The organism is Niveispirillum irakense DSM 11586 (genome assembly GCF_000429645.1).
GTDB classification, from domain to species: Bacteria; Pseudomonadota; Alphaproteobacteria; order Azospirillales; family Azospirillaceae; genus Niveispirillum; species Niveispirillum irakense.
The window spans coordinates 695,455-719,916 of record NZ_KE386933.1; the positions used below are offsets into that span (position 1 = coordinate 695,455).

Consider the following 24,462-nt stretch of genomic DNA (forward strand, 5'->3'; position numbering starts at 1 on the left):
TTCCCTCAGCGGTTGGTGCCGTTGCGGACCAGCAGGTCCAGGCAGGCCATGCGCACGGCCACACCCAGTTCCACCTGCTGCAAAATGACGGAGCGGTGGATATCGTCAGCCACAAGACTGTCGATCTCCACGCCGCGATTCATCGGGCCGGGATGCATGATCAGGGCGCCGGGCTTGGCTACGGCCAGCTTGTCGTAATCCAGGCCGAAGAAGCGGAAATATTCCCGCTGGCTGGGCAGGAACTGGCCCTGCATCCGCTCAAGCTGGAGGCGCAGCATCATCACGATGTCGGCATCCTTCAGCCCGGTCTTCATCGAATGGTGAACCTCGACGCTCAATTCCCCGATGGCACTGGGCAGCAGGGTGGGGGGCGCGACGACGCGCACCTGCGCACCCATGATGTTCAGCAGGTGGATGTTCGACCGGGCGACGCGGCTATGCAGGATGTCGCCGCAGATGGCGACAGTCAGGCCTTTCAGCGTGCCCAGGCGGCGGCGGATGGTCAGCGCATCCAGCAGGGCCTGAGTCGGGTGTTCATGCTGGCCGTCACCGGCATTCAGCACGGCGCAGTTTACCTTGTCGGCCAGCAGCTTGGGCGCGCCCGATTCCTGGTGGCGCACCACCAGCGCATCCAGGTGCATGGCGTTCAGGGTCATCGCCGTGTCGATCAGCGTCTCCCCCTTTTTCACCGAACTGCCATCGACCGACATGTTGATACAGTCGGCCCCCAGCCGCCGTGCCGCCAGTTCGAAGCTGGTGCGGGTGCGGGTGGAGTTCTCGAAGAACAGGTTGACGATGGTGCGCCCGGCCAGAATGTCGGATTTGCCACCGGCCCGATTCTGGTCGACATAGCGGTCGGCCAGATCCAGCAGCAGGTTGATCTCCGGCGCCGTAAGCCCTGTGATTCCCAGCAGATGCCGGTGATGGAAGGTCTCGGCGCGGCCGTCGATATCGTGCGGATGGGTCGCCATGGGCATCTGTCTCCGGGCCGGGGTCTTGGAACGGGGCGGGACTATGGCCCCGGCTGGCCCCCCACACAAGTGCGCCGCGCGGATGTCAGTGCCGCCCCGCCGGGATGGTCAGGGTCAGCGGCGCCTCCACCCCCTCTGCATGCCAGCGTGCGGTAAGTTCACCCTCATCTGTACCGATCAGGGACAACCAGTTGCGTGCTGTCAGCAGGTGGCGGCCCAGGCCCGGCATCTCCGCCATGGACAGATGCATGTTCCGGCCCATTTTTTCCCGCTTGCCAGCCAGCCGTTCCATCATGTCTACGGCGAATCCGGTGGGAGCCGGGTGGACGATACCGGAACTGACGCATTGGCGCAGGGTAAAGCCGGGGCCCGTGATGGCACCATAGGCCCCCAGATGCACTTCGCCCGACAGGATGGTGACGGTGCAGCCGCTGCGTTTGGTGAAATCAGCCAGATGGCCAATCACTTCCCGCCATTCCACAGCATGGGCAGGGCTGCGCCATTGGTCGCGCAGGTCGTCTTCCATCTTCTGGCGTCCCGGGATCAGGTTGAACATGCGTTCAATCAGCCCGAAAGAGGGAAAGATCAGCGGCACGCTGGACATGAAGAGAAGATGGGCGCAACCGCTGAACCGGTCCAGCCAGGCGGGCAGGTTACGCAGGCTGCGAGGGGAGAGAACCTGATCAGGCCGGCGCTCGCTGCGCAGGTCGGGGGCGAGAATGCCCACGCCGTTCAGCATCATGCCCTGGGTGAATCCCGGCGGCTCGCCGGCGATCAGCGTTTCCGGCGGATCATCATCGGCCATGCCGATCTGATACAGACGGAAGGCGCGCCGGGCCGCCGCGTAGATGGCCTGATAGATCGGGCTGCCCAGTAACTTTTCCGGATGCGACCCCCAGCCATCAATGATGTCGTGGTCATCCCACATGCGCAGGCCCGGAACGCTGGCCAGCAGGGCGGCTGGTTCCGGCTGGTTCCAGGCATGGCGATATGTCGCCAGATACCAGGCGTCCAGTTGCGCCGGCAGTTCTGCCAGCGCTGGCAGGTCGATTCGCCGCATCAAGGGCGCAGAGGCCGCCTGTCGCAAGGCCGGCACCTGTTGCCACAAGCCATCGGCATAGACCTGATCACCGCCCATCAACATCAGATGAAAAGGATCGGCCCGATGGCGGCCCAGCAGATGTCCCCATTGGCCATTGCGCTGCAGGCCGGCAGCGGCGATGTCCCCCTCATCCTCGCACCCGCCGCATGCATTAAAGGCGATGCGGGGCGGCATGGCGGTGCCAGGAACGGTGAAATGCCATCGCCGCTCTTCCCCCTGGAAGCCATAACCGGCGCGCCCATCCTGCAAGCCACGGGGCACGGCGAAATCATAACGCCACATCCGTACTGGCTGGCGAAGGGCAGGGGTGGGTGGCAGGCCGGCGGCTGCGGGCCCCACGGGCGGCAATGTGGCCCATTCATGCAGGAAGCGGGGGGGAACCGACAAACCAACCCCATCCACCGACAGGTCGGGCGGCTCCGCATCCCCTTCCAGCAGGAAGGTTGCGGCTACCCGCCAGCGATTGGTTGAACCCGTCGCCCCCCCACCGCCACGGGCATGAAGGAGAGGGCCCAATAAAATGGCTTGGGGACGCGGGGGCGGCTTACGCCGACGCGGGGAAATTGGCTGCATCACAAAGGTGGTTGGCGGGACGGAAGGCGGATGATGCGGACAGGCTGCCCGCATGGCAAGGCACGATTAAGGCGGTATTTCCCTCCCGCACCCGGCCGGCCCATTTCGGGCTGGCCGGTCAATGGAATGATCAATCTGAGCTTGCCTGATCAACCGATGCTGGAACGGAGCATCCAGGCCGCTTTTTCATGAGCCGCCATACGTTGGTTCATCAGGTCTTCGGTCACGGTGTCGCCAGCCTCATCGGCCAATTCCACCACCTCGCGGCAGGCGCGGGTCACCTGTTCATTGTCGCGGACAAGCTGTTCCAGCATGCCTTTGGCCGTTGGCACACCATGCTCATCCTCGATCTTGGTCAGCTTCAGGAACTGGGACAGGCTGCCCGGCGCGAAATGCCCAAGGGCGCGGATGCGTTCAGCAATCTCATCGACGGCGGCGGTCAAATCTTCATACTGCGTCTGGAACATCTCATGCAGGGAATGAAACTGGTCGCCGGTGACATTCCAATGGAAGCCGTGGGTTTTACCCAGCAACGTATAGCTATCGGCCAGAACACGGGCCAAACCTTCGGCCAAGGCCTTCCGATCCTCAGTTTCGATGCCGGTCATGACCGGCAGTGCTTCGGTGGAAGCCGGGGTGCGATCAGTGTCCGTGGCGATGGCAGGCTTGGACTTGGCCATGATGGATCTCCGGTTTGTGGATTTTTTCGCGTGCAGGCACACATTCGGCGGGCCCTTAGAGCCTGGGCCTTGCGTGTGCTTGGTAACGCTTGCACCCCTTCTTTTGTGCCATCGGCATGAAAAAGAGACGGCTCCCCCATGGCTATGGGGCGGCAGGGCGAACTGTCCCAATATCTAGATAGTATAGCCAATGCGCATAGGGGGCGGGTTGAGTTATGCGCTGCGATTTAGTCCCTTCAAACTGAAGTGAAAATTACGTTATATTGTGTGCCGACTAATCCAGCCGGCAGGGCGAGGGTATGCTTGGCAGTATCGTCGATCTGTTCCGATTTGCTGTGGCTACCTTTGTAGCGGCACTGGTGGTCAATATTATTATCGGCGCATATGCTTATATTTATGCGCGCCATCTTCGCGCCCGTGCGGGGGAGCGGAAGATTCGCGACAGGCTGACACGCTATGCCCGGATCGCAACCGGCTTGGAAAACAGGGTCGATGCCCGCAAAGCCACGGCCGCCGGTGCCGCCTCCGTTCTGTTTGGAACAGAGCGGCAGGAGAAAGGATTGCGCAATCGCCTGCGCGAGCTGGAAAATGCCCCCTATCGATTCGTGCGGATGCTCGGCGCGGAGCAATTTCCCAACAAAGGTTATGAATTTCTGGTGTTCAACAGTTCCGTTTCGCATCAGGTGAAGCGGGGGGAACGGCATCCCTTTTTTGATAGTAGCTGGGCGCGGCCTTGCCCCGTTCACGTGTGGGCACGCAGCGCGGAAGATGCGGTTGCGGATTTGGAGCGGGCCTTCCCACGCGCATCCGGATTTAAAATCGTTTTCTCCCAACCCCTGGCCAGTGGACCCGCCGGGACTGCGCTGCCGCAGGAGGAGATATCGGCGGTTGAGGTAGAAACGGCGGAACGGATGGAGGCGGTGTGAGTCTCTATTCCGTTGCCTTGGGGATTATGATCATTCTGTTGTCGATCCGGCCTTCGGTGGCCCGGGCCAGCCGGATGATACGCACCACGCGTCGTGCCATGACGGAACTGCACGCGCGGCAACGTGCCTTGAGCAATCGTATCCGTATCCTTGCACGTGAGAGCCTGTCACAAAGGCTGACGGCTGGGCAGGATGCCAATGAATCCGATCAGGCGGAAAAGCGCATTGCTGCGTTGCAGCGTGAAGTGGAGAGGCTGGAGGCAGAAGACCGGCGCATTCTTGTGATAGATGAGCGGCGCGGGCTGCAGGAGACCGGGTGGATACTTTGTATAAGACGGGTACCAGCCGCTGCTTCACCTTTGGAGCCAGTCCATATTACTTCGCTTTGGGACGAAGGGCGCTATGTTTTCTTTTTTGCCGCTGACATGCAGCGGGCCCGGCGAAAGGCGTTGCTCCGGTTCTCGGAAGATGCTGGCTTTTTGATTATTGACGCTAAACCCCATGAAGGCGATCTGGCAGAGCCGCCTATGCTTAGTCAGCGACAAGCAAAGCCTTGATTCTCCGTACGCAGAAAATCAAACCACCAGGTTGATATAAGTCCCCCTTGGCATTGGCGTTAATTGCTGGGGTGCCAAGGTAATGGGCTGTACCGGCCCCAATCTGTCCAGAGGAACGGGGGGCAATGAGCGATCTGGTAATTGGGGAGCTGGGGCGGGCTCTGGCGGGGGCGGAGCCGGGGCTGGCTCAGGCGCACGCGGTGCCGGCGCGCCTTGGGGAGGCGGCGGGCTTGGTGCGGTATAACCCGCATTGCCATTGATGCCATTTATTGCCATGGCTGGACTATCTCATGGAGAGCAGCCAGCCAAAATCAATCTTCCGATCAGGAAGGATGAGAATCGTAAGGGGACAGGGAAGGCCCTAAACAAAAAAAGGCACTTCGCGCTCCTTTTTACAGGAACAAGAAGTGCCTTTTAAAGCCAGACGCTATTAGCGAGAGGTCGCGGTAGCGGTGGAGGTCGCCGGCGTGGTGGTCGTTGCACCCGGGGTGCTCGGCTCGTCGTCGTTACCACCAGCAGCGGCGGCAGCAACAGCACCAGCAACAGCAACAGCGCCAACCACGGCAACGGTGGTCAGGGTACCAGCAGCGGCACCAGCAGCGCCAGCGGCGCCAGCAGCCGAACCGGAAGCAGCGCCGCTACCACCGGCGCCAGCGCCAGTGTTCTGCGGTGCACCAGCGGCGGGGGTGCCAGCACCAGCACCAGCACCGCCACCAGCAGCCTGGGCCAAAGCCTGAACCGGGAAAGAGAGAGCGAGAAGAGCGGCCACGCAAGTTGCGGTGATACGCATTGGGTTGATCCCTATTAATGAGTTACGCCGGCACCATGAGGCCTCCAGCCTTCGGAGGTAATAATGTCCTCATGCTGATGAAACTGCAAGTACTTCTTTCGACAGCCCTGCCCGAACTGATTGAAAGAGCTCAAGCTTAAAGACACATAAAAGAAAGGCCGGAAATCCGCAAGGATTCCGGCCGAGTTGAACAGGGAGGCTTCACGTCTGGGAGACGCTGGGTCAAGGACCCAACCCCGACCGGGTAATCGGGGTGAAACACCTGCGCTGCATTGCAGCAGCAGGTGGCCTAAGATTTAAGCATTCAGGCTTTTTGCACCAGGGTTGATGTAAAGCCTGAGTTATGCGCCAGACGCATGGCTCGACGGGAAGGTCTCGGCGACCTTCTTTACGAGGAAATCACGGAAGACGGCAATGCGCTTGGAATGGCGCAATTCCTCCGCATAGACGAAATAGGCATCAATGCGCGGGCCGCTGATGTCGGGCAGTACGCGGACCATGTCCGGCTGGCCATCCACCACATAATCCGGCAGCGAGGCAATACCCAGGCCGCTCTGCACGGCGCGGAACATGGCATAGAGGCTGTTGACGCGCAGCGAGGTACGACGCTCCCCACCCGGCGGGTCACCCACATGCAGGGCCCAGTTGATGTTGCTGACCGGTGCCCGTGCTTCCGTCGGATAGGCGATCAGGTCATGCTGGTCCAGCTCTGCCACCGTCTGCGGCACGCCCCGCTTTTCCACGTAGGATTTGTGGGCATAAAGATGGACGCGCACCGTCATCAGATGGCGCTGGATCAGGTCGGGCTGGCGCGGCGCCGACAAACGGATGGCGATATCCGCCTCACGCATCGACAGATCCAGCTCATTATCGTCCAGCAGCAGGGTGAGCTGCACATCCGGATAAAGTGTGAGGAAATCCTTCACCCGCGGCGTCAGCCATGTGGAGCCGAGCGCGATGGTGGTGGTTACCTTGAGCGGCCCCTTCGGATGCTCTTTCGATTCGGAGAGCATGGCCTCCGTCATCGAGAGCTTGGCGAAGACTTCCCGCGCGGTGCGGTACAGCAGTTCGCCCTGTTCCGTCAGGATTAGCCCGCGTGCGTGGCGGTGGAACAGCGGCACATGGAGGCTTTCCTCCAGCGCGCTGATCTGCCGGCTAACCGCAGACTGGCTGAGATTCAGGGTTTCCCCCGCATGTGTGAAGCTGCCCGCCTCCGCCACAGCGTGAAAGACGCGAAGCTTGTCCCAATCCATCGACCCGTCCCTAAAGAAAGTGGCGACCTCAAGCATACGTCAGGGGATCACCCCTCAACTGCCTGTGCCGGGCACGCCTCTTTGGCCGGATGCGGAATGCACCCGACGCATGGATGATATACAGCGACGTTCGCCAATGCTAGGGCTTGTCGCCAAAATATGCATTTGCCGCAAGGTATCGTATTGTTCTTGCAACAGGTTGCTACCTTTAAGCCACAGCGATGGGCTTAAGGCGGGGGAGAAGACCCCTGTTCGGGGGCGACTCAGGGTCGCTTTCCCCCCACCTTCCAACCATCGATTCGGCATCAGGACCGGTTAATGCCCGGCCAGGAACTTCTCTACTTCCAAGGCGGCCATGCAGCCCATGCCGGCGGCGGTGACGGCCTGGCGGAACACCTTGTCCTTTACGTCGCCTGCGGCAAACACGCCCGGAATGTCGGTGCGGGTGCTGTCCGGGTCGGTGACGATATAGCCTTCATCATCCATCCGGACCTTGCCCTTGAAGACGCTGGTCGCGGGATCGTGGCCGATGGCGACGAACACGCCGTCAAGGGACAGTTCCGTGACGGCCTCTGTCTTCACATTGCGCAGGCGGACGCCCGTGACCTGCTTGGGGTCGGAGAAGCTGCTGCCGCCTTGGCCCAGGATTTCCTCAATCACGCTGTCCCAGACCACGTCGATCTTCGGATTCGTGGCGACACGCTCCTGCAGGATGCGCTCACCCCGGAAGCTGTCACGGCGATGGATCAGCGTCACCTTGGAGGCGTGGTGGGTCAGGTAGAGGGCTTCCTCCAGCGCGGTATTGCCGCCGCCGACCACCGCTACTTCCTTGCCCCGGAAGAAGAACCCATCGCAGGTGGCGCAGGCCGACACGCCGGCCCCCTGGTAATGCTGTTCGCCCGGAATGCCCAGCCAGCGGGCCTGGGCACCGGTGGCGATGATCACGGCGTCGGCGATGAATTCGTCACCGCTGTCAGCCTTGCAGACGAAAGGCCGCTGGGTGAAATCGACATCGGTGATGATGTCGAAGAACATCTTGGTGCCATAGCGCTCCGCCTGGGCGCGCATCTGTTCCATCAGGTGCGGGCCTTCCACCGGATCGGCAAAGCCGGGGTAATTCTCCACATCCTTGGTGATGGTAAGCTGGCCGCCCGGCGTCATGCCCTGCACCATCACCGGTTCCAGGCTGGCGCGTGCGGCGTAGATGGCGGCCGTGTAACCGGCCGGGCCGGCACCAATGATCAAAACCTTGGAACGGTGGGTCGTCATGACGGGAATGCTTCCTTGAAGCCGGCTGTCGCTGTTCGGGGTAACCGTTGCGGAGATGGGCATGGCCGGACGGCGCGACAAGCGTGCGCCGCTGGCGGGGCGGGGTTGCGACCCTAGCGGTAGAAGCATCACCATTCAACTGCCCAGGACCGCCGCGACGATGTGATCGGGGGCCGCAGACGCAAACAGGTACGCTAAGGGGTAGCCCTTCGCCGTCGGCATGATTACATCATTGGCCAAACACGATGGATTGCTGCCCATGTTCAAGCCGATCGCCCTGTCGCTGACCGCCCTGGCCCTGCTGACCGCCACACCTGCCCTGGCGGCACCGGTCGCCAGCCAGCCCGGCGTGACGGAAAATGTCAGCACCCGGCTGACACTCGAGACGGATGCGGTGGCCCCCGGCCAGCAGGTCTGGCTGGCCTTGACGCAGGATATAAGGGAGCATTGGCACACGTACTGGCGCAATCCCGGCGATAGCGGCATCCCGACCTCCATTACCTGGACCCTGCCAGAGGGGTGGCAGGCGGGGGAGATCGTCTGGCCGGCGCCGCAGCGCTTCCCCATCGGGCCGCTGGTCAATTTCGGCTATGCCAACACGGTGCATATGCTGGTGCCGTTGACGGTGCCGGCCACGGCTGTGGTGGGCGAGCCGGTGGCCGTGAAGGCGACGGTCGATTATCTGGTCTGCGACGATATCTGCATTCCCGAATCGGTCGATCTGGACTTGACCCTGCCCGTTGCTGCCCAGGCCAGTGCGGAAGCGGCGGTCGCCCCCGTTTTCACGGCTGCCCGCGCCAGCCTGCCGGTGCCCAGCCCCTATGAGGCGCGCTTCACGACGGAGGAGAAGGCCAACCGGCTGGTGCTGGCAGCACCTGGGCTGGATCAGGGCAAAATCCGCGATGTCTTTTTCTTCCCGCATGATTATCAGGCGGCCGCGTCCAACGCGGCCCAGAAGCTGACCCTGACCGGGCAGGAACTGAGCCTGGACCTGGTGCCGGGCGGGGCGCTGCCCGCGGGGCCGGTAGAAGGCGTGCTGACCTTCACAGAGGACCTGGACGGCCAGTCCCTGCGCCATGCCTTCGCCATTAGGGCGGAACCGGTGGCGGCTGGTGCGGGCGGTGCCACGATCACCGGAACCGTTGGCGCAGGGCAGGGGGGCGGCACCACGCTTCTGTCCGCCCTGGTGCTGGCCCTGCTGGGCGGCATGATCTTAAACCTGATGCCCTGTGTCTTCCCCGTCCTGTCGATGAAGGCGATGGCGCTGATTGCCCATGGCCCGTCCCATGCCCGCCAGCATGGGCTTGCCTATACGGCGGGCGTACTGGTCTGCTTTGCCATTGTCGCCGGGGCGCTGCTGGTGCTGCGTGCCGGCGGCGCTGCCATTGGCTGGGGCTTCCAGTTGCAGGACCCGCTTGTCGTGGCGCTGCTGGCTTATGTCATGCTGCTGCTGGGCCTTTCCCTTTCCGGTGTTTTCACCATCGGGTCTTCTGTCATGGGTGTGGGGCAGGGGTTGGCCACGCGGGGTGGGCTGGCCGGCAGCTTCTTCACCGGTGTGCTGGCCACGGTGGTCGCCACGCCCTGTACGGCGCCGCTGATGGGGACGGCGCTTGGGTATGCCATTACCCAGCCCTGGTATGTGGCCATCGGCGTGTTCATGGCCCTGGGCCTGGGCATGGCGCTGCCCTTCCTGGCACTGTCCTTCAGCCCCTGGCTGCTGCGCCACATGCCGCGTCCGGGCGTGTGGATGGACCGGGTGAAGCAGGTGCTGGCCTTCCCGCTCTATGCCTCGGTCGCCTGGCTGGTCTGGGTGCTGTCGGTTCAGGCCGGGCCGGATACGGTGGCGGTGGTGCTGGCGGGTCTGGTGTTGATCGCTTTCGCCGCCTGGCTTTATGGTGCCACCCAGCATGCGGGCAGCGGTTTCTGGCGGGTGGGCGGCACCGTTGCGGCGTTGGCCCTGGTGCTGGTGGCCGGTATCGGCGCTGGCCGCAGTGCCGCCGTTGCCACGCCTGCGATGGCGTCCACTGCCACAGCCGCCGATGGTAGCCGGCATTTTGAGCCGTTCACCGAGGCGCGGCTGGCGGAGCTGACGGGCCAGGGCAAGCCGGTCTTTGTCAATTTCACCGCCGCCTGGTGCGTGACCTGTCTGGTCAATGAACGCACCTCGCTTTCTACCGACGCGGTGAAGGCGGCGATGCAGGATAAGGGCATCACCTATCTGAAGGGCGATTGGACCAACCGTGACGCCAATATCGCCCGCATCCTGGAAAGCCATGGCCGCAGCGGTGTGCCGCTGTACCTGCTGTATGTGCCGGGCAAGGCGGAACCGGAAATCCTGCCGCAACTGCTGACCGAAGGCACCGTGCTGGATGCGCTATCCGCCGTGCCTGCTGGTTGAGCCGGCGGAACCTGTACGACCAACCCGCGTTGAACAGGGGTGACCGCGCTGGCGGTCGCCCCTTTTTTCAACCTGCTGCGGTGGGAACGCTATAACCATGCGGATATAACCCTGCCGGGCCTTGCGGATGTCGGGGTCGCTCCTTATCTTAGAATGGTTCCAAGAAAGGAGCGGCATCCCCGGCGATGCGTCCGGTGCCAATTCCGGGCCGGATTTGCGCATCGCGCCGCGTCCAAAGGAGGACCGACGCTATGGCGACCTATTCCGATACTGGCGACATGCTCCGTACCTTTACGGTGCAGGCCAACCGTTTTCCTATGCTGCCGCCCGAGCAAGAGCAGCAGCTTGCCCGCGCCTGGGTGGAAAAACAGGATCGTTCCGCCTTCGACCGGCTTGTGAAAAGCCATATGCGTCTGGCGGTCAAGATCGCATCCAAATATGCCCGTTCCGGCCTGCCGATCGCCGACCTGATTTCAGAGGCGAATATCGGGCTGGTGAAGGCTGTGCAACGTTTCGACCCGACGCGCGGCTTCCGCCTGTCCACCTATGCGCTGTGGTGGATCCGAGCCGAGGTGCAGTCTTTCGTGCTGCATAACTGGTCCTTGATCAAGGGTGGCAATACGGCGGCGCTGAAGCGCCTGTTCTTCAACCTGCGCCAGACCCAGCGTAAGCTGGGGATCGAGGATCGGGTGATGAATGATGCCGATGCCGCGCTGGTAGCCACCACGCTGGGCGCGTCGGTGGAGGAGGTGCGGGAGATGGAGCACCGCTTCTCCACGCCCGTCTCCTCCCTCAACGTGCCGGTGGGGGAAGAGGGTGATCATGAAGCCATCGACCTGCTGGCCGATGACCGGGACAGTGTGGAAGAGACGCTGGCGGAAAAGAGCGAGCTGAGGGCACGGCGCGCGTTGATGAAGGATGCGTTGACCGTCCTGGGTGACCGGGAACGTCATATATTCGCGTCGCGCAACCTGTCTGAACAGCCGGTGACGCTGGAAACGCTGGCCCGCCAGTATGGCGTCAGCAAGGAGCGTATCCGCCAGATCGAGAGCGGCGCTTACAAGAAGGTGGCCCGCCGGGTGCGGAGCAGTGCTGAACTGCCCGCCGGCCCAGTCCCGCCCATGGTCTCCAAACGGGCCCGTGGCGAGATGCGGATGGTGCAGTGATACAAGGCCGGCGGGTCCCGATCCGCCGGCCTGTTCATTTGCAGCACCCCCCTTTTTGGTGTAGCAGTCCCGCCATCGGCTTTGCCGCAATGCGAAAGAGGGATGGGGATGAGCGCCACCGGACAGATCAAACGCATCAGCGTGCCTGAGATTGCTGCCCGTAAGGGCGGTGAACCTGTCTCCATCTTGACGGCCTATTCCATCTCCATGGCCCGGCTGCTGGATCCGCATACGGATTGCCTGCTGGTCGGGGACAGTTTGGGGATGGTGCTGTATGGGATGGACAGCACCCTGTCCGTGACGCTGGACATGATGATTGCCCACGGTGCCGCTGTGGTGCGTGGCTCGCAACGGGCCTGCGTGGTGGTTGACCTGCCCTGGGCAACCTATCAGGAAAGCCCGCAGCAGGCCTTCCGCTCCGCCGCCCGCGTGCTGGCGGAAAGCGGCGCCCAGGCTGTGAAGCTGGAGGGCGGGGAAGAGATGGCTGAAACCGTCGGCTTCCTGGTCCGTCGCGGCATCCCCGTCATGGGGCATGTCGGCCTGACGCCGCAGGCGGTCAATGCGCTGGGCGGCTACCGGGCGCGTGGCCGGTCGGATGCTGAACAGCGCAAGATCATCGGCGATGCCCGCGCCATTGCCGATGCCGGCGCCTTTTCCATCGTCGTGGAAGGGGTGATTGAGCCGCTGGCCCGCCAGATCACCGAAAGCGTGCCCGCCGTCACCATCGGCATTGGCGCCAGCGCCGCCTGTGACGGTCAGGTGCTGGTCACCGATGACATGCTGGGCCTGTTCAGCGGCTTTACGCCGAAATTCGTCAAACGCTATGCCGATATCGGCGACACCATCTCCCAGGCGGCAGAAGCCTATACGGCAGAGGTGCGTGCGCGCAGCTTCCCTGGGCCGGAACATGTGTTTCCGGTGAAGAAGAACTGAGAGGGGCCGGGCCTATCGGTCCAATCTCCCTCAATCGCCGGGCGGGCGCATCCTTGCCCTTGGCTCCCGCCGCATGAGTGGCGGGCTGGGTCAGGCCCAGCCCAACCGGGTGTGATCGATGAACCGGGCAAGGGCTGCCGTCATCACGGCATCCCGCCGGTAAATGAGCTGGGTGGGGGCAACATCCCACGGGGGCGGTACGGCATGGGTGGCGAGGGCGCCCGCCAGGGGTGACCGTTCCACCGCTGCCAGGGGCAGCAGGGAGAGGCCAATGCCGGCCGCAACCCCACCGATAATCCCCTCCAGCGTGCCGAATTCCAGCAGGCGCGGGCGGCTATGCCCCAGGCCCGCCAGCAGCGCTTCCAGCCGTTCCCGGTATGCGCAACTGGCCCGGAAACAAAGCGCGGTTACCGGGTCCGCGCCCGGCGTCCAGCCCTTGCCAGCCGCTGTCACCACCACCATCCGTTCCTGACCGATATCGGCGGCAACAAGATCGGGATGGTCGATGGGCCCGGCCACCAGCGCAGCATCCATCTGATAAGCCAGCAATTCCCGGATCAACATTTTCGTGCCGCCGGTCCGCAGGCTGATGGTGACGTCGGGAAAGCTGCGGTGATAAGCAGCCAGTACTGGCGGCAGCCGGACCGCTGCCGTCGTCTCCATCGATCCGATGGAAATGGCGCCGGAGGGGTTGTCCGGGTTCAGCAGCTTTTCCAGGCTGGACCGGGCCGCTGCCAGCGAGGCGGCAACCTGCCTGGCATGCGGCAGCAAGGTTTCCGCCGCGCGGGTGGGCACCACACCCCGGCCATTGCGGTTGAACAGGCTGACACCCAGCCCCTTTTCCAGCGACCGGATACGCGCGGTCACATTGCTCTGCACGCAGTTCAACCGCCGTGCTGCCGCTGTGACGCTGCCTTCCTCCACCACGGCGGTGAAATAGGCCAGATCAGTGCTGTCCATCGCATATCATCACTAAATTTGATTTCTTTTATCCTGACGTTTCATTTTTCATGATGTCAAGCCGGTGACATGCTGTGGTCATGGAACGGTTGGACCAGATCATGAGCGAGCGGAATTTTTCCCCCTGGGGGCTGGCACTGGCCGGGCTGGCGGCAACCTTGCTGGGGCTTGGCTTTGGCCGCTTCGCCTATACGCCCCTGCTGCCGGCGCTGGTGGGGGATGGCTGGGTAACGGGGCCGCAGGGGGCCTTGCTGGGGGCCACCAACCTGCTGGGCTATTTCATCGGTGCCGTGGCGGCGGCGATGGCGGCGCGGCATGTCGGCTCCGTCCGGCTGCTTCGCCTGTCCATGGCGCTGACGGCCCTGTCGCTGCTGGCCTGCGCCTGGAATGGCGGGCTGATCTGGCTGGGTTTCTGGCGGCTGCTGGCCGGCATTACCGGGGCCTTCCTGGTGGTGCTGGCGGCACCGGTTGTGATGGCGGCGGTGCCGGCGGAAAAGCGGGCGCTGGTGGCTGGTGTGGTCTTTTCCGGCATCGGGTCTGGTGTCCTGATGGCGGGGTTTCTGCTGCCGGCAATGGCGGGTTATGGCCTGCCGCTCACTTGGGCAATGCTGGGCCTGATCGGTCTGGCCATGACGGGGACGGTCTGGGGGCGCTGGCCGCGTGGTCAGGTGGTTCCCCCGGCGAAACTGACCGGCGGGTCACGCCCATTGCTGCTGTTCGCGCTGGCCTATGGTGCCGACGGCATGGGGTTTGTGCCGCATACGCTGTTCCTGTCCGATTTCGTTGCCCGGGGGCTGGGGCAGGGGGTGGCCGCCGGCGGATTTTATTGGGCCTTGTTCGGCATTGGCGCCCTGGTTGGTCCCATGGCAGTGGCCCGGCTGGCCGGACGCCGTGGCTTCCCGGTCGCCTTTACCCTGGTGCTGGCGGTCAAGGCGGCGGCTGTGCTGCTGCCGCTCCTCAGTGTGGCGCCCCCACTCCTGGCCCTGTCGGCCTTTATCGTCGGCGCCCTGACGCCAGGCAGTGTGACGCTGGCTTCCGGCGTCGCCGGGCGGGTGGTGGGCCCCGCCTTCCATACGGCGGCCTGGGCGCGGATGACGGCCCTGTTCGCTCTGTTCCAGGCCGCTGGTGGCTATGGGCTGTCAGCCCTGTTCGCCGCTACCGGCTCTTATCTCCTTCTGTTCGCCATTGGCGGGGTGGTGCTGGGCCTGGGCGCCCTGTCCGCCCTTGCCGCCACCCGCCTTCTTGCCAAGGAAGCCTCGCCATGAAGCTCTATTTCTCCAAAGCCTCCCCCTATGCCCGCAAGATCCGCGTCCTGCTGCAGGAAAAGCAGGCCGGCGACCGGGTGGCTGTGGAAATGATCGACCCCTGGACCGACCCGGCAGCGCTGCATCAGGCCGTCCCCTCCGGCAAGGTGCCGGCTTTGGTGACGGATGAGGGCTGGTCGCTGGGGGAAAGCTGGGCCATTGCCGATTATCTGGACGAGGTGCTGCCCGGCCCCCGCCTGCTGCCCCCGGCGGGACCGGAACGATGGCAGGCGCTGCGGCTCGCCGCCATTGCCCAGGGCATGCTGGATGCAGCCTTCACCAAGGTGATGGAAGGCCGCCGCGCCGAGGGGGAACGCTGCCCCGGCTGGATCGCCCGCCAGCAGGCGGCACTCGACCGGTCCCTGGCTTTGCTGGTAACGGAACCGATGCCGGCCCGCTTTGACATGGGCGCGCTTTCCCTGGCCTGCGCGCTGGATTATCTGCTGTTCCGCCTGCCCGATCTGGCCTGGAAGGACAGGGTGCCGGCCTGGGCGGACTGGTTCGCCGGGGTTGACCAGCGCCCCTCGATGCGGATCACTGATCCGCGCCTCTGACGATTTTCAAAAATTTTCGTGGGGTCATGTCACATCCGGCACCCGTCCGCTCGTCTTGGGACTGAATGCAACCATTCATCCCGGGATGTGAGGATGGATTTAAGGAGAAGAGACATGACCCCGCGCCTGCTGCCCTTCGACATCGCGCCCGCCACAATGAAGGCGATGATGGATCTGGAAATGGCCGTTCGCCAATCCGGGCTGGAACACAGCCTGTGCGAACTGGTGAAAATTCGTGCTTCCCAGATCAATGGCTGCGCCTATTGCCTGCATATGCACACCGCCGACGCCCGTAAGGCGGGGGAGACGGAAGAACGGATCTATCTGCTGGACGGCTGGCGGGAATCGCCGCTCTATACGGATCGGGAGCGGGCGGCTCTGACCTGGACGGAGGCGCTGACCCGCATCGCCGACACCCATGCGCCGGATGCCGATTATGCCGCCCTGGCCGCCCAGTTCTCCTCGGAGGAACAGGTGAAGCTGACCCTGCTGATCACCACCATCAATGGCTGGAACCGGTTTGCCGTTGGCTTCCGCTATATCCACCCGACGGGTCGTGGCCGTGTCGCCGCCTGATCCGGCTGATCCCTTCACGGGGGTACGTCCGCGGCTGATCCGCATTGCCTATCGCATGCTGGGATCGGTCGCGGAGGCGGAGGATATTGTGCAGGAGGCGTGGCTGCGCTGGCACCGCAGCGACACCACCGGCATCCGGGAGCCGGAGGCTTTCCTGGTCCGCATGGTGACCCGCCTGTGCCTGGACCAGTTGAAATCCGCCCGCATCCGGCGTGAAACCTATGTCGGCACCTGGCTGCCGGAGCCGGTGCTGGACCCCGGTGATGCGGCCGCCGACGCGGAGAATGAGGCGGTGACCCTGGCCCTGATGCTGGCCCTGGAGAGCCTGTCACCGCTCGAGCGGGCGGCGTTCCTGCTGCATGACGTGTTCGGCAATCCGTTTGAGGAGGTGGCGGCCGCACTGGGCCGGGATGCCACGGCCTGCCGCCAGTTGGCCAGCCGTGCCCGCACCCATCTGCGTGACCGCCGGCCTCGCTTTCCAGTGGCGCCGGAACGGGGGCAGGCCATGGCGGATGCCTTCCTCGCCGCCTCGCGCAGTGGCGATGTCAGCGCGCTGCGCACCATGCTGGCCGATGATGTTGTGTTGTATGCCGATGGCGGCGGAAGGCGGCCGGCGGCGCTCAACCCCATCTATGGCCTGGATAAGGTCAGCCGCTTCCTGGCCGGGGTGGCCGCCAAGCATGGCAACGCCATGCCCGTTGTGCTGCGCCGCTGCTTGATCGACGGGTTGCCGGGGCTGGTGACCATGGAAGATGACCAGTTGATCCAGACAACCGCTTTCCTGCTGGATGGCGACCGTATCCGCGCCATCTACATCACCCGTAACCCGGACAAGCTGCATCACCTGTCCGTGGCCCTCTTGTCTTGAAAAGCAGGACGGCCCCGCGCGGCTTGCGCTACCCTGTTGCGCCACCCATCCTGAACGGGGCCATGATGTCGCGCTGGGTTTTGCTGCTGCTGGTGTTTTTGACAGGGGGCAATGTTGCGGCGTCAGAGGCCGACCCCCTGGCTGCTGTCAGCTTTCTGGCCGGGCAATGGCGCGGCGTGGACGGAGAGCGGGTGACGGAGGAACATTATATGCGGTCCGCCGCCGGTACCATGCCCGGTATGCACCGCACCTACCGCCCCGGCCGCCCGCCCCAGACGGAATTCATCCGTATCGAATTCATGGATGGGAAGATCGTCTATCGCGCTTTCCCGGAAGGTCAGTCACCAGCCGATTTCCCCCTGGTCGCGCAGGGGCCGGGTTTGGCCGTCTTTGCCAATCCTGCGCATGATTTTCCGCAGAAGATCACCTACCGCCTGGAGGGTGACGGGCTTACCTGCACTATAGAAGGGCCCGACAAACAAGGGCGGACAAGGCAGGCGCAATGGCGCTGGCAGCGGGTGGGGGCCGCCCCCTGACGGGGCTTGTCTCTCGTGCATAGGTTAATGCCGTCGTCGCCTCGCCCCTTTCGCCGCTTCCGGGGGACTGCTATTACGCAAATAATATTTCCGCTGCTGACAGGAGGATTACCATGGCGGGTCGTATTGATGCGCGTCTGGCTGAACTGAATATCGAACTGCCGGTCGCCGCTGTGCCCCTGGCTGCCTATGTGCCGGCCGTGCGCACCGGCAACCAGCTTTTCATCTCCGGTCAGGTGCCGATGCTGAATGGGCAGTTGAAGCATGTTGGCAAGCTGGGGGATGGCTATTCGATCGAGGATGGCAAGGAAGCCGCCCGCCTTTGCGCGCTGAACATCATCGCCCAGGCCAGGCTGGCGCTGGATGGCGATCTGGACCGTGTGGTCCGCGTGGTGAAGTTGGTCGGCTTCGTCAATTCCACCGGCGATTTCAACGATCAGCCCAAGGTGATCAACGGCGCCTCGGAACTGATGCAGGAAATATTCGGCGATGCCGGCAAGCATGCCCGCTCCGCCGTTTCTGCCGCATCGCTGCCCTTTGGCGTGGCGGTGGAAGTGGAAGCCGTGCTGGAAGTGGCGTAACGGGCAAGCAGCAGGCGGATGGGAGGGGCTTTCCCGGTCCATCCGCCTGTCATGCGTCTGCTTTGCATGAAACATCTTGGCCGCCTGCTCTCCTGGCCCATATCCTTGAGCATCGCTGTATCAATGCCGGGATTGATGAATGCAGGAAGAAGCGGGGCGCCTGTCCCTTCAGCTTGTGGATGGGATGGAAGGGATCACCCCGGACGAATGGGCTGCGTGCGCCGCTGGCGTGACGGGTGGTGCCGACAATCCTTTCATCTCCCATGATTTCCTGGACATTCTGGAACAGTCCGGCTCCGTCGGGGGTGACAGCGGCTGGCAGCCGCGGCATCTGACCCTGCGGGGGGAGGATGGGCGGCTTCTGGCGGCAATGCCGCTTTACGTGAAGGCCCATTCCTATGGCGAATATGTGTTCGACCAGGGCTGGGCCAATGCGTTTGAACAGGCGGGCGGGCGCTATTATCCCAAGCTGCTCTCCGCCGTGCCCTTCACCCCTGTCACCGGCCCGCGCCTGTTGATGCGCGCCGATGCGCCGGCCGGGGTGGTGCCAACCATGGTAAAGGCGCTGGAACGGATCGTGGCGGATAATGGCCTGTCCGGTGTCCATGTCACCTTCCCCACGGCAGACCAGGCCGACCAGTTCCAGGGGGGCGGCTGGCTGCGTCGCACCGGCATGCAATATCACTGGACCAACCAGGGCTATGGCAGTTTTGAGGATTTCCTGGCCCGCTTCTCCTCCCGCAAGCGCAAGGCGGTGCGCAAGGAGCGGCAGACCGTGGCCGATAGCGGGCTGGTGCTGGAAACCCTGACCGGCGATGCCATCGAACCCCGACACTGGGCCGCGTTTGACAGGCTCTATCGCGCGACATCCGACCGCAAATGGGGCTGGCCTTACCTGACCCGGCAATTTTTCACCCTGCTGGGGGAAAGGATGGCCGATCAGGTCGTACTGGTCATGGCCCGCGATGGCGACCGCTATGTCGGCGGGGCCTTGAACCTGCTGGGCGGTGATACGCTTTATGGCCGTAACTGGGGCGGGGTGGGGGAGTATCCGTTCCTGCATTTTGAGACCTGCTATTACCGCGCCCTCGATTTCGCTATTGAACGGGGGCTGAAGCGGGTGGAGGCAGGCGCCCAGGGCGAACATAAGATCCAGCGCGGCTATCTGCCGGTGCCCACATTCTCCGCCCATTATCTGGCCCATCCCGGCCTGCGCGCAGCAGTGGCGGATTTCCTGGAGCGGGAGAGCGCAGCCGTGACAGCCGAAATGGAATTGCTGGCCACGGAGAGCCCCTATCGGCAGGAATAGGCCTCTGCCCTCGCGCATTTTTGCCCAGGCATCTCCAGCGCCGGGAAATTTCGTCCCATCACCCTTGATCTAACCTAGGCATCTCCTGCCACTGGTTTCGCAAACCCCAAGGAAACAGCCCCTTTTTCGGCTTGGCACACCCTTTGCTTTTCCTGTTCCCGAACCGATCGGCCCGGGCAGGGCCCAGAAGAGAGCAAGGAGCCAACCCATGTCGTTCGTCCAGGATTGCGTCAGCATTTCCCGTCAGCATCTGATGGCCGGCTATCTCGCCGAGGCAGAGATGAGCTGCCGTACCGCGTTGCAGGCAGAGCCGGAACATTCCGACGCCACCCACCTGCTGGGCGTGATCGCGCTGCGGTCCAACCGCGCGGCGGAGGCGAACGAGCTGTTCTCCAAGGCGATTGAGCTGGATGGCGCCCGCGCCGAATTCCATAACAGCCGGGGCGTGCTGTTCTATGGTTGCCGCCGGTTCGAGGAAGCGCGGGGCGAGTTCGCCAAGGCCGTGCTGCTGGATGAGCAGGACCCCGTTTCCCACAATAATCTGGGCAATGCGTTGCGGGCGCTGGGCCGGCTGGCTGAGGCGGAACCCTGCTTCCGTCGCGCCGTTGCCCTGCGTCCCGGCTATGCCGAGGCCCATAATAATCTGGGCAACACGCTGCGCGAACTGGGCAACCTGTCGGAAGCGGAATTCTGCTTCCGCCATTCCCTGGCGCTGCGCCCGAAGAACCTGGATGCCAGCTATAATCTGGCCGCCCTGCTGCTTTATACCGACCGCCTGGATGAAGCCGGCCGCCTGTTCGCCAATGTGTTGGCAGGGGACCCGTCGCGGGCCGAAGCCGCCATCGGGCTGGCCCAGGTCTTCCAGGGCCAGGGCCGGATTGAGGATGCGGTGGCGCTGCTGACCGGCGTGCATAACCGCATGCCCGACAATGCCGCCGTGCTGTTCGCGCTTCAGCTTCTGCGCTCCACCCAGGTGCCGGCCTGGCACATCCCCATGATCAATGATCATGAGCGGAACGATGCTTATGAGGCGGCCCTGCTGAACGCGGTGGAACCGGGCGATGTGGTGCTGGAGATCGGCACCGGCTCTGCCCTGGTGGCCATGATGGCGGCCCGCGCCGGTGCCGGCCATGTCTTCACCTGCGAGATGCACAAGCCGCTGGTCGATGTGGCGCGGGAAACCGTGGCCCTGAACGGTTATGACAAGCGCGTCACCGTGATCGGCAAGAAATCCACCGATCTGGTCATGGGCCAGGACATGCCGGAAAAGGCCGATGTCTTCGTGTCGGAACTGATCAATGTCGGCATGCTGGCGCCCGATATGCTGACCATCCTTCAGCATGCCCGTCAGAACCTGCTGAAGCCCGGCGCCAAGATCATCCCGGCGGCTGCCACCGTCTGGTGTTCGCTGATCCAGGCCGATGAGTTGCGCCTTACCAGCCCGATCCGCACCATCAGCGGTTTCGACATGTCGCGCTTCGACCAGTTCCGTACGCCGGGTTACAGCACCATCGACCTTGCCGCCGACCCGCACCGCATGCTGTCGGAACCGGAAAAGGCCTGGTTCTTCGATTTCTACAAGAATATGGCGGACAGCGAGGCCAAGATCCTGAACGTCACGGCCAGCGAAACCGGTATCGCCCATGGCGTGGCCTTCTGGTTCGACCTGCATATGGACGAGAAGGTGACCTACCATTCCAAGTCCGCCGCCCGGACGAACCATTGGAAGCAGGCGGTCTATTTCTTCAACCACGATCTGCATGTGGTGAAGGGCCAGCCGGTAATGATCGGCACCGGCTATGACCGGACCCAGATCCACTTCTATATCTGATTGAGGATCGTACCCGACGCCCGCCACCGGTAAGGTGGCGGGCGTTTTGTCTGTCAGGGCGGCGGGGGGAAGGTGCCCGTGGATAGCCGCCGCCGCGCCTCATCGCTATCGGTGATGATCTGGGCTTTCAGGGCGTCGAAGCTCTCGAACTTCATTTCCGGGCGCACGAAATCCAGCATCCGCACCCTCAGATGCTTGCCATAAAGATCGCCATGGAAATCGAACAGATGCACTTCCAGCCGTTCCACCAGCCCGCCGACGGTGGGGCGGCGGCCCAGATTGGCCACGCCATCATGCCAAACCGTCTGTCCGCCCTGGTCGATACCGGCCTGGATGGCATAAACGCCAAAGCGGGGGCGCAGATAATCACCCAGTTCAATATTGGCGGTGGGGAAGCCGATGGTACGGCCCCGCTTGTCGCCATGTTCCACCCGGCCTTCAATCTCCCAGGCATGGCCCAGCAGCAGTGATGCCGCCGCCATTTCGCCGGCCTGGAGATGCTGGCGGATGCGGGTGGAAGAATAGGCGATGCCGCCATCCGCCATGACCGGCCGCACTTCCGTTACCGCGAAACCATAGTGGGCGCCGGCCTGACGCAGAAAATCGATATTGCCGCCGCGCCCATGGCCGAACACGAAATCATAGCCGGCCACGACATGGCGCACGCCCAGACCCTCCACCAGAATCTGGCGGACGAAATCCGTGGCGGTCAGTTCGGAAAAGGACTTGTCGAAATGCAGGGCGACCAGCGCATCCACGCCCATCCCCTCAATCAAATGCGCCTTGATGCGCAGCGGGGTCAGGCGATAGGGCGCATCATCGGGGCGGAACAGGCTGCGGGGGTGCGGCTCGAACGTGATGACGCCGGACGGGGCCTGCAAATCCTGGGCGGCCTGAATCGCTTGCCGGATGACGGCGCGATGCCCTTGATGCACGCCATCGAAATTACCCAGCGCCACGGCACCGCCACGAAGGGCGGGAGGCAGGTCGGCGGCGTGACGGAAAATCTGCATGGCTCTGGGGGACTGAGAGGGACAGGTCCCTGCATATAGTCGCGATAGGCCTGTACGGTCCAGCCTTTGCGCATAGAACCGGCGCGCCCCCCATATCCGGGTATCATGGGGGAAGGGTGGGCCAGGGGAAGGAAGCGGGGCGATGATCGCCCCGTTCCCCCTTCTTGGCCTGTCAGCCGGCAGTCACCGGCTTGCCCCCGGTCCCCGATGCTGCGGCGGCGCGCTTGGACGGGGAGGGCAGTTCCACATTCACTTCCAGCATGGAACAGCCGCTTTCCCGTTCCAGCTTCACCGCCACCTTGTCTTCGTCGATGGAGACGTATTTCTTGATGACGGCCAGCAATTCCTGCTGCAAGGCGGGCAGGAAATCGGGGCTGTTGCGATCGGACCGCTCATGCGCCAGGACGATCTGCAGACGCTCCTTCGCCTGGGCCGCGACGGTGGGCGGTTTGGAGCGCTTGAAAAGGTCAAACAGGCTCATGCGGACCTCCGAAGCAGTCGGTCAAGCAGGCCCTTCTTCTCGGGCTTGATGAAGCGATGCTCGATCTTCTCGCCCAGGAAGCGGCCAACAGCATCACTATAGGCTTGGCCAGCATTGGACTTGTCGTCCAGTACCACGGGCATGCCGACATTGGATGCCTTCAGGACAGCCGGGCTTTCCGGCACGATGCCCAGCAGCGGGATGGCCAGGATTTCCAGCACATCATCGACCTTGAGCATCTCGCCCTTCTCGACCCGCTCCACATCATAGCGGGTGACCAGCAGATGCTCCTGCACCGGTTCCAGCCCCTGTTCGGCCCGGCGCGACTTGGCCTGTATCACGCCCAGGATACGGTCGCTGTCGCGGACGGAGGAGACTTCCGGGTTGGTCACGATGATGGCGTGATCGGCATAATAAAGCGCCATCAGGGCGCCCTTTTCGATGCCGGCCGGGCTGTCGCAGAGGATGTAGTCGAATTCCTTCTTCAACTCATCCAGGATCTTGCCCACGCCTTCCAGCGTCAGCGCATCCTTGTCGCGGGTCTGGCTGGTCGGCAGGATATACAGGTTTTCCACCCGCTTATCCTTGATCAGGGCCTGGCTCAACCGTGCTTCGCCATTGACCACATTGATGAAATCGAACACCACGCGGCGTTCGCATCCCATGATCAGGTCCAGATTGCGCAGGCCCACATCGAAATCGATGATGCAGGTCTTGAAACCGCGCAGGGCAAGCCCGGTGCCGAAGGCGGCGCTCGACGTGGTCTTGCCTACGCCGCCCTTGCCGGAGGTCATCGTAATGATCTTGGCCAAGAGGCGTCTCCCAAGGTCAGAGGTTAATCGTTACGTACAAAGGTCCGTTAGCCGCCAATTCAGGCGGAAACAGGGTCGATGTGCAAAAAGCCGTTATTCAGATAAATTTGTACCTGACGACGGCGGATATCTTTGTCGATATCTTCTGACACGCGGTAGAGCCCGGCAATGGAGACCAGCTCCGCTTCCAGGTTCTGGCAGAAGATACGGGCATTCTGGTCGCCGGAGACACCGGCCAAAGCCCGGCCGCGCAGCGTACCATAGACATGGATACTGCCATCCGCCAACAATTCGGCGCCGGGGCTGACCGGACCGACCACGATCAGGTCACCACCGGCGGCATAAACCTGCCGGCCGGACCGGATCGGTTCCGTCACGATCATGGAAGGGCGGCCCGACGGGTCTGCCACCGGCGCGGGGGCCGGGGTGGGGGCGGCCTGGGCCGGAGCAGGCGGTTGCCCGCCGCCCTGCACATTCGCCAGGCCTTGGGCCGGGCTGCGGCCCGATCCGGCCAGCGGGTCGAACGTTTCCACCTTGCCGCGCGGGGTCTGCAGAAGCGCCAGGCCATGGGCCAGGGCCGCATCCTGCTGCTCCTTGGTGCCGCCCTGAAGGCCGACAGCGATCAGGCCCAGATTGCGCAGCAGCTTGGTAAAGCTCTCGAAATCGAAAGGCACCCCCGCCGGCAGATCATCCAGGTCCAGCACCACCGGCGCATTGCGGAAGAAATTCGGCGCCTGTGCGATCTTGCCGGACAGCACGGGGAAGAAATTAGGGTTCCGGGGGTCGCTGACCTTCAGCACCATCATCGTGAAGGTGCTGCCGCGCAACTGGAACGGCGCGTCCCGATAGGCGACCTGCGTGCTCATTGCCGACTGCTACCCCACCTTATACGGTCACTGAACAATAGGGCCCCGCCCTGGTCCGCCGTTCAAGCGGAGTTGGTCGCTGGCGTCAAGGATTTCATCAGCCAGATTTTGCGACAAGGGTGGGACTTTCCACAATATATATTGGGTGTACGT

The 24,462-nt window shown here is 63.4% G+C and carries 25 protein-coding genes; 14 read left to right on the plus strand and 11 right to left on the minus strand.

From position 1 onward, the window contains the following. Positions 1 to 5 precede the first annotated feature (5 nt). The 3 genes from G473_RS0117295 to G473_RS0117310 all read right to left on the minus strand — a co-directional run bounded on the left by G473_RS0117295 (position 6) and on the right by G473_RS0117310 (position 3,326). On the minus strand, positions 6 to 971 hold the full coding sequence (locus G473_RS0117295; protein ID WP_051330379.1) for an aspartate carbamoyltransferase catalytic subunit: 966 nt from the start codon (positions 969 to 971) through the stop codon (positions 6 to 8). A gap of 85 nt (positions 972 to 1,056) precedes the next feature. After that, positions 1,057 to 2,589 (minus strand): alkaline phosphatase D family protein, encoded by a 1,533-nt coding sequence (locus tag G473_RS0117300; protein WP_035707615.1) that lies wholly within the window; start codon positions 2,587 to 2,589, stop codon positions 1,057 to 1,059. 206 nt (positions 2,590 to 2,795) lie between these two features. After that, positions 2,796 to 3,326, minus strand: a complete 531-nt coding sequence (locus tag G473_RS0117310; RefSeq protein WP_051330380.1) for a Dps family protein — start codon at positions 3,324 to 3,326, stop codon at positions 2,796 to 2,798. A 299-nt stretch (positions 3,327 to 3,625) separates the two neighbouring features. On the opposite strand from G473_RS0117310, the gene G473_RS27490 reads away from it, so the two are divergent. The 3 genes from G473_RS27490 to G473_RS31105 all read left to right on the plus strand — a co-directional run bounded on the left by G473_RS27490 (position 3,626) and on the right by G473_RS31105 (position 5,069). Next, positions 3,626 to 4,252: a hypothetical protein gene (locus tag G473_RS27490; protein WP_051330381.1), complete on the plus strand. Its 627-nt coding sequence runs from the start codon at positions 3,626 to 3,628 to the stop codon at positions 4,250 to 4,252. Beyond that, positions 4,249 to 4,809 carry a hypothetical protein gene (locus tag G473_RS0117320; protein ID WP_029014150.1) on the plus strand — a complete coding sequence of 187 codons (561 nt, stop codon included), beginning with the start codon at positions 4,249 to 4,251 and terminating at the stop codon, positions 4,807 to 4,809. Before G473_RS27490 ends, G473_RS0117320 begins: the two co-directional genes overlap by 4 nt. 125 nt (positions 4,810 to 4,934) lie before the next feature. Next, positions 4,935 to 5,069 (plus strand): hypothetical protein, encoded by a 135-nt coding sequence (locus G473_RS31105; protein ID WP_281169933.1) that lies wholly within the window; start codon positions 4,935 to 4,937, stop codon positions 5,067 to 5,069. 170 nt (positions 5,070 to 5,239) lie between these two features. Here G473_RS31105 and G473_RS29985 read toward each other — a convergent pair whose 3' ends face one another. The 3 genes from G473_RS29985 to trxB all read right to left on the minus strand — a co-directional run bounded on the left by G473_RS29985 (position 5,240) and on the right by trxB (position 8,121). Beyond that, the gene (locus tag G473_RS29985; protein ID WP_084438256.1) at positions 5,240 to 5,599 is read right to left on the minus strand and encodes a hypothetical protein; all 360 of its coding nucleotides are present in this window, start codon (positions 5,597 to 5,599) and stop codon (positions 5,240 to 5,242) included. A gap of 341 nt (positions 5,600 to 5,940) precedes the next feature. Continuing rightward, entirely contained in the window at positions 5,941 to 6,852 is a 912-nt protein-coding gene (locus G473_RS0117335) for a LysR family transcriptional regulator (RefSeq protein ID WP_029014151.1), read from the minus strand. 315 nt (positions 6,853 to 7,167) lie between these two features. Further along, positions 7,168 to 8,121, minus strand: coding sequence for a thioredoxin-disulfide reductase (gene trxB, locus G473_RS0117340; protein ID WP_029014152.1), 954 nt, complete (start codon positions 8,119 to 8,121; stop codon positions 7,168 to 7,170). Between the two features lie 259 nt (positions 8,122 to 8,380). Here trxB and G473_RS0117345 point away from each other — a divergent pair, with 259 nt between their 5' ends. The 3 genes from G473_RS0117345 (at position 8,381) to panB (ending at position 12,618) form a co-directional block, all read left to right on the plus strand. Further along, complete coding sequence (locus G473_RS0117345; protein WP_029014153.1) at positions 8,381 to 10,519, plus strand: protein-disulfide reductase DsbD family protein; 2,139 nt, start codon at positions 8,381 to 8,383, stop codon at positions 10,517 to 10,519. 251 nt (positions 10,520 to 10,770) lie between these two features. Beyond that, on the plus strand, positions 10,771 to 11,685 hold the full coding sequence (locus G473_RS27495) for an RNA polymerase factor sigma-32 (RefSeq protein WP_035707617.1): 915 nt from the start codon (positions 10,771 to 10,773) through the stop codon (positions 11,683 to 11,685). 108 nt (positions 11,686 to 11,793) lie between these two features. Further along, the gene (gene panB / locus G473_RS0117355) at positions 11,794 to 12,618 is read left to right on the plus strand and encodes a 3-methyl-2-oxobutanoate hydroxymethyltransferase (RefSeq protein WP_029014154.1); all 825 of its coding nucleotides are present in this window, start codon (positions 11,794 to 11,796) and stop codon (positions 12,616 to 12,618) included. A 90-nt stretch (positions 12,619 to 12,708) separates the two neighbouring features. On the opposite strand, the gene G473_RS0117360 is transcribed toward panB, so the two are convergent. Next, on the minus strand, positions 12,709 to 13,578 hold the full coding sequence (locus tag G473_RS0117360; RefSeq protein ID WP_029014155.1) for a LysR family transcriptional regulator: 870 nt from the start codon (positions 13,576 to 13,578) through the stop codon (positions 12,709 to 12,711). Between the two features lie 101 nt (positions 13,579 to 13,679). Between G473_RS0117360 and G473_RS27500 the strand changes: the two genes are divergently transcribed. From G473_RS27500 to G473_RS27510, 8 genes are all read left to right on the plus strand, one after another. Then, on the plus strand, positions 13,680 to 14,843 hold the full coding sequence (locus G473_RS27500) for a YbfB/YjiJ family MFS transporter (RefSeq protein ID WP_161631003.1): 1,164 nt from the start codon (positions 13,680 to 13,682) through the stop codon (positions 14,841 to 14,843). Continuing rightward, the gene (locus G473_RS0117370; RefSeq protein ID WP_029014156.1) at positions 14,840 to 15,436 is read left to right on the plus strand and encodes a glutathione S-transferase family protein; all 597 of its coding nucleotides are present in this window, start codon (positions 14,840 to 14,842) and stop codon (positions 15,434 to 15,436) included. Before G473_RS27500 ends, G473_RS0117370 begins: the two co-directional genes overlap by 4 nt. Positions 15,437 to 15,550: 114 nt before the next feature. Next, positions 15,551 to 16,012, plus strand: a complete 462-nt coding sequence (locus G473_RS0117375; protein WP_029014157.1) for a carboxymuconolactone decarboxylase family protein — start codon at positions 15,551 to 15,553, stop codon at positions 16,010 to 16,012. Next, on the plus strand, positions 15,999 to 16,880 hold the full coding sequence (locus G473_RS0117380) for a sigma-70 family RNA polymerase sigma factor (protein WP_029014158.1): 882 nt from the start codon (positions 15,999 to 16,001) through the stop codon (positions 16,878 to 16,880). The genes G473_RS0117375 and G473_RS0117380 overlap by 14 nt, the downstream gene beginning before the upstream one ends. A 62-nt stretch (positions 16,881 to 16,942) precedes the next feature. Continuing rightward, positions 16,943 to 17,416: a DUF6265 family protein gene (locus G473_RS29480; protein ID WP_051330383.1), complete on the plus strand. Its 474-nt coding sequence runs from the start codon at positions 16,943 to 16,945 to the stop codon at positions 17,414 to 17,416. A gap of 113 nt (positions 17,417 to 17,529) precedes the next feature. Continuing rightward, entirely contained in the window at positions 17,530 to 17,997 is a 468-nt protein-coding gene (locus tag G473_RS0117390) for a RidA family protein (protein WP_029014159.1), read from the plus strand. 139 nt (positions 17,998 to 18,136) lie between these two features. Continuing rightward, the gene (locus tag G473_RS0117395) at positions 18,137 to 19,306 is read left to right on the plus strand and encodes a GNAT family N-acetyltransferase (RefSeq protein ID WP_035707620.1); all 1,170 of its coding nucleotides are present in this window, start codon (positions 18,137 to 18,139) and stop codon (positions 19,304 to 19,306) included. 208 nt (positions 19,307 to 19,514) lie between these two features. Beyond that, complete coding sequence (locus G473_RS27510) at positions 19,515 to 21,137, plus strand: tetratricopeptide repeat protein (protein ID WP_051330384.1); 1,623 nt, start codon at positions 19,515 to 19,517, stop codon at positions 21,135 to 21,137. Between the two features lie 53 nt (positions 21,138 to 21,190). Here the strand turns inward: G473_RS27510 and G473_RS0117405 are convergent, their stop codons facing one another. The 4 genes from G473_RS0117405 to minC form a co-directional block, all read right to left on the minus strand. Then, complete coding sequence (locus G473_RS0117405; protein ID WP_029014161.1) at positions 21,191 to 22,150, minus strand: bifunctional riboflavin kinase/FAD synthetase; 960 nt, start codon at positions 22,148 to 22,150, stop codon at positions 21,191 to 21,193. 172 nt (positions 22,151 to 22,322) lie between these two features. Continuing rightward, positions 22,323 to 22,631 carry a cell division topological specificity factor MinE gene (gene minE, locus G473_RS0117410; RefSeq protein ID WP_029014162.1) on the minus strand — a complete coding sequence of 103 codons (309 nt, stop codon included), beginning with the start codon at positions 22,629 to 22,631 and terminating at the stop codon, positions 22,323 to 22,325. Further along, entirely contained in the window at positions 22,628 to 23,443 is an 816-nt protein-coding gene (minD, locus tag G473_RS0117415; RefSeq protein ID WP_029014163.1) for a septum site-determining protein MinD, read from the minus strand. Before minD ends, minE begins: the two co-directional genes overlap by 4 nt. Positions 23,444 to 23,502: 59 nt before the next feature. Beyond that, positions 23,503 to 24,309: a septum site-determining protein MinC gene (gene minC, locus G473_RS0117420; protein ID WP_029014164.1), complete on the minus strand. Its 807-nt coding sequence runs from the start codon at positions 24,307 to 24,309 to the stop codon at positions 23,503 to 23,505. Positions 24,310 to 24,462 lie beyond the last annotated feature (153 nt).

Bases quoted from the DNA above. Each gene is read 5' to 3' on its own strand.
- G473_RS0117390 (WP_029014159.1), top strand. From the start codon at position 17,530: ATGGCGGGTCGTATTGATGCGCGTCTGGCTGAACTGAATATCGAACTG.
- G473_RS0117375 (WP_029014157.1), top strand. From the start codon at position 15,551: ATGACCCCGCGCCTGCTGCCCTTCGACATCGCGCCCGCCACAATGAAG.
- G473_RS27490 (WP_051330381.1), top strand. From the start codon at position 3,626: ATGCTTGGCAGTATCGTCGATCTGTTCCGATTTGCTGTGGCTACCTTT.
- G473_RS0117345 (WP_029014153.1), top strand. From the start codon at position 8,381: ATGTTCAAGCCGATCGCCCTGTCGCTGACCGCCCTGGCCCTGCTGACC.
- minE (WP_029014162.1), bottom strand. From the start codon at position 22,631: ATGAGCCTGTTTGACCTTTTCAAGCGCTCCAAACCGCCCACCGTCGCG.
- trxB (WP_029014152.1), bottom strand. From the start codon at position 8,121: ATGACGACCCACCGTTCCAAGGTTTTGATCATTGGTGCCGGCCCGGCC.
- G473_RS27510 (WP_051330384.1), top strand. From the start codon at position 19,515: ATGTCGTTCGTCCAGGATTGCGTCAGCATTTCCCGTCAGCATCTGATG.
- G473_RS27495 (WP_035707617.1), top strand. From the start codon at position 10,771: ATGGCGACCTATTCCGATACTGGCGACATGCTCCGTACCTTTACGGTG.
- panB (WP_029014154.1), top strand. From the start codon at position 11,794: ATGAGCGCCACCGGACAGATCAAACGCATCAGCGTGCCTGAGATTGCT.
- G473_RS29985 (WP_084438256.1), bottom strand. From the start codon at position 5,599: ATGCGTATCACCGCAACTTGCGTGGCCGCTCTTCTCGCTCTCTCTTTC.
- G473_RS31105 (WP_281169933.1), top strand. From the start codon at position 4,935: ATGAGCGATCTGGTAATTGGGGAGCTGGGGCGGGCTCTGGCGGGGGCG.
- minC (WP_029014164.1), bottom strand. From the start codon at position 24,309: ATGAGCACGCAGGTCGCCTATCGGGACGCGCCGTTCCAGTTGCGCGGC.
- G473_RS0117360 (WP_029014155.1), bottom strand. From the start codon at position 13,578: ATGGACAGCACTGATCTGGCCTATTTCACCGCCGTGGTGGAGGAAGGC.
- G473_RS0117335 (WP_029014151.1), bottom strand. From the start codon at position 6,852: ATGGATTGGGACAAGCTTCGCGTCTTTCACGCTGTGGCGGAGGCGGGC.
- G473_RS0117370 (WP_029014156.1), top strand. From the start codon at position 14,840: ATGAAGCTCTATTTCTCCAAAGCCTCCCCCTATGCCCGCAAGATCCGC.
- G473_RS29480 (WP_051330383.1), top strand. From the start codon at position 16,943: ATGATGTCGCGCTGGGTTTTGCTGCTGCTGGTGTTTTTGACAGGGGGC.
- G473_RS0117295 (WP_051330379.1), bottom strand. From the start codon at position 971: ATGGCGACCCATCCGCACGATATCGACGGCCGCGCCGAGACCTTCCAT.
- G473_RS0117405 (WP_029014161.1), bottom strand. From the start codon at position 22,150: ATGCAGATTTTCCGTCACGCCGCCGACCTGCCTCCCGCCCTTCGTGGC.
- G473_RS0117310 (WP_051330380.1), bottom strand. From the start codon at position 3,326: ATGGCCAAGTCCAAGCCTGCCATCGCCACGGACACTGATCGCACCCCG.
- G473_RS27500 (WP_161631003.1), top strand. From the start codon at position 13,680: ATGAGCGAGCGGAATTTTTCCCCCTGGGGGCTGGCACTGGCCGGGCTG.
- G473_RS0117395 (WP_035707620.1), top strand. From the start codon at position 18,137: ATGCAGGAAGAAGCGGGGCGCCTGTCCCTTCAGCTTGTGGATGGGATG.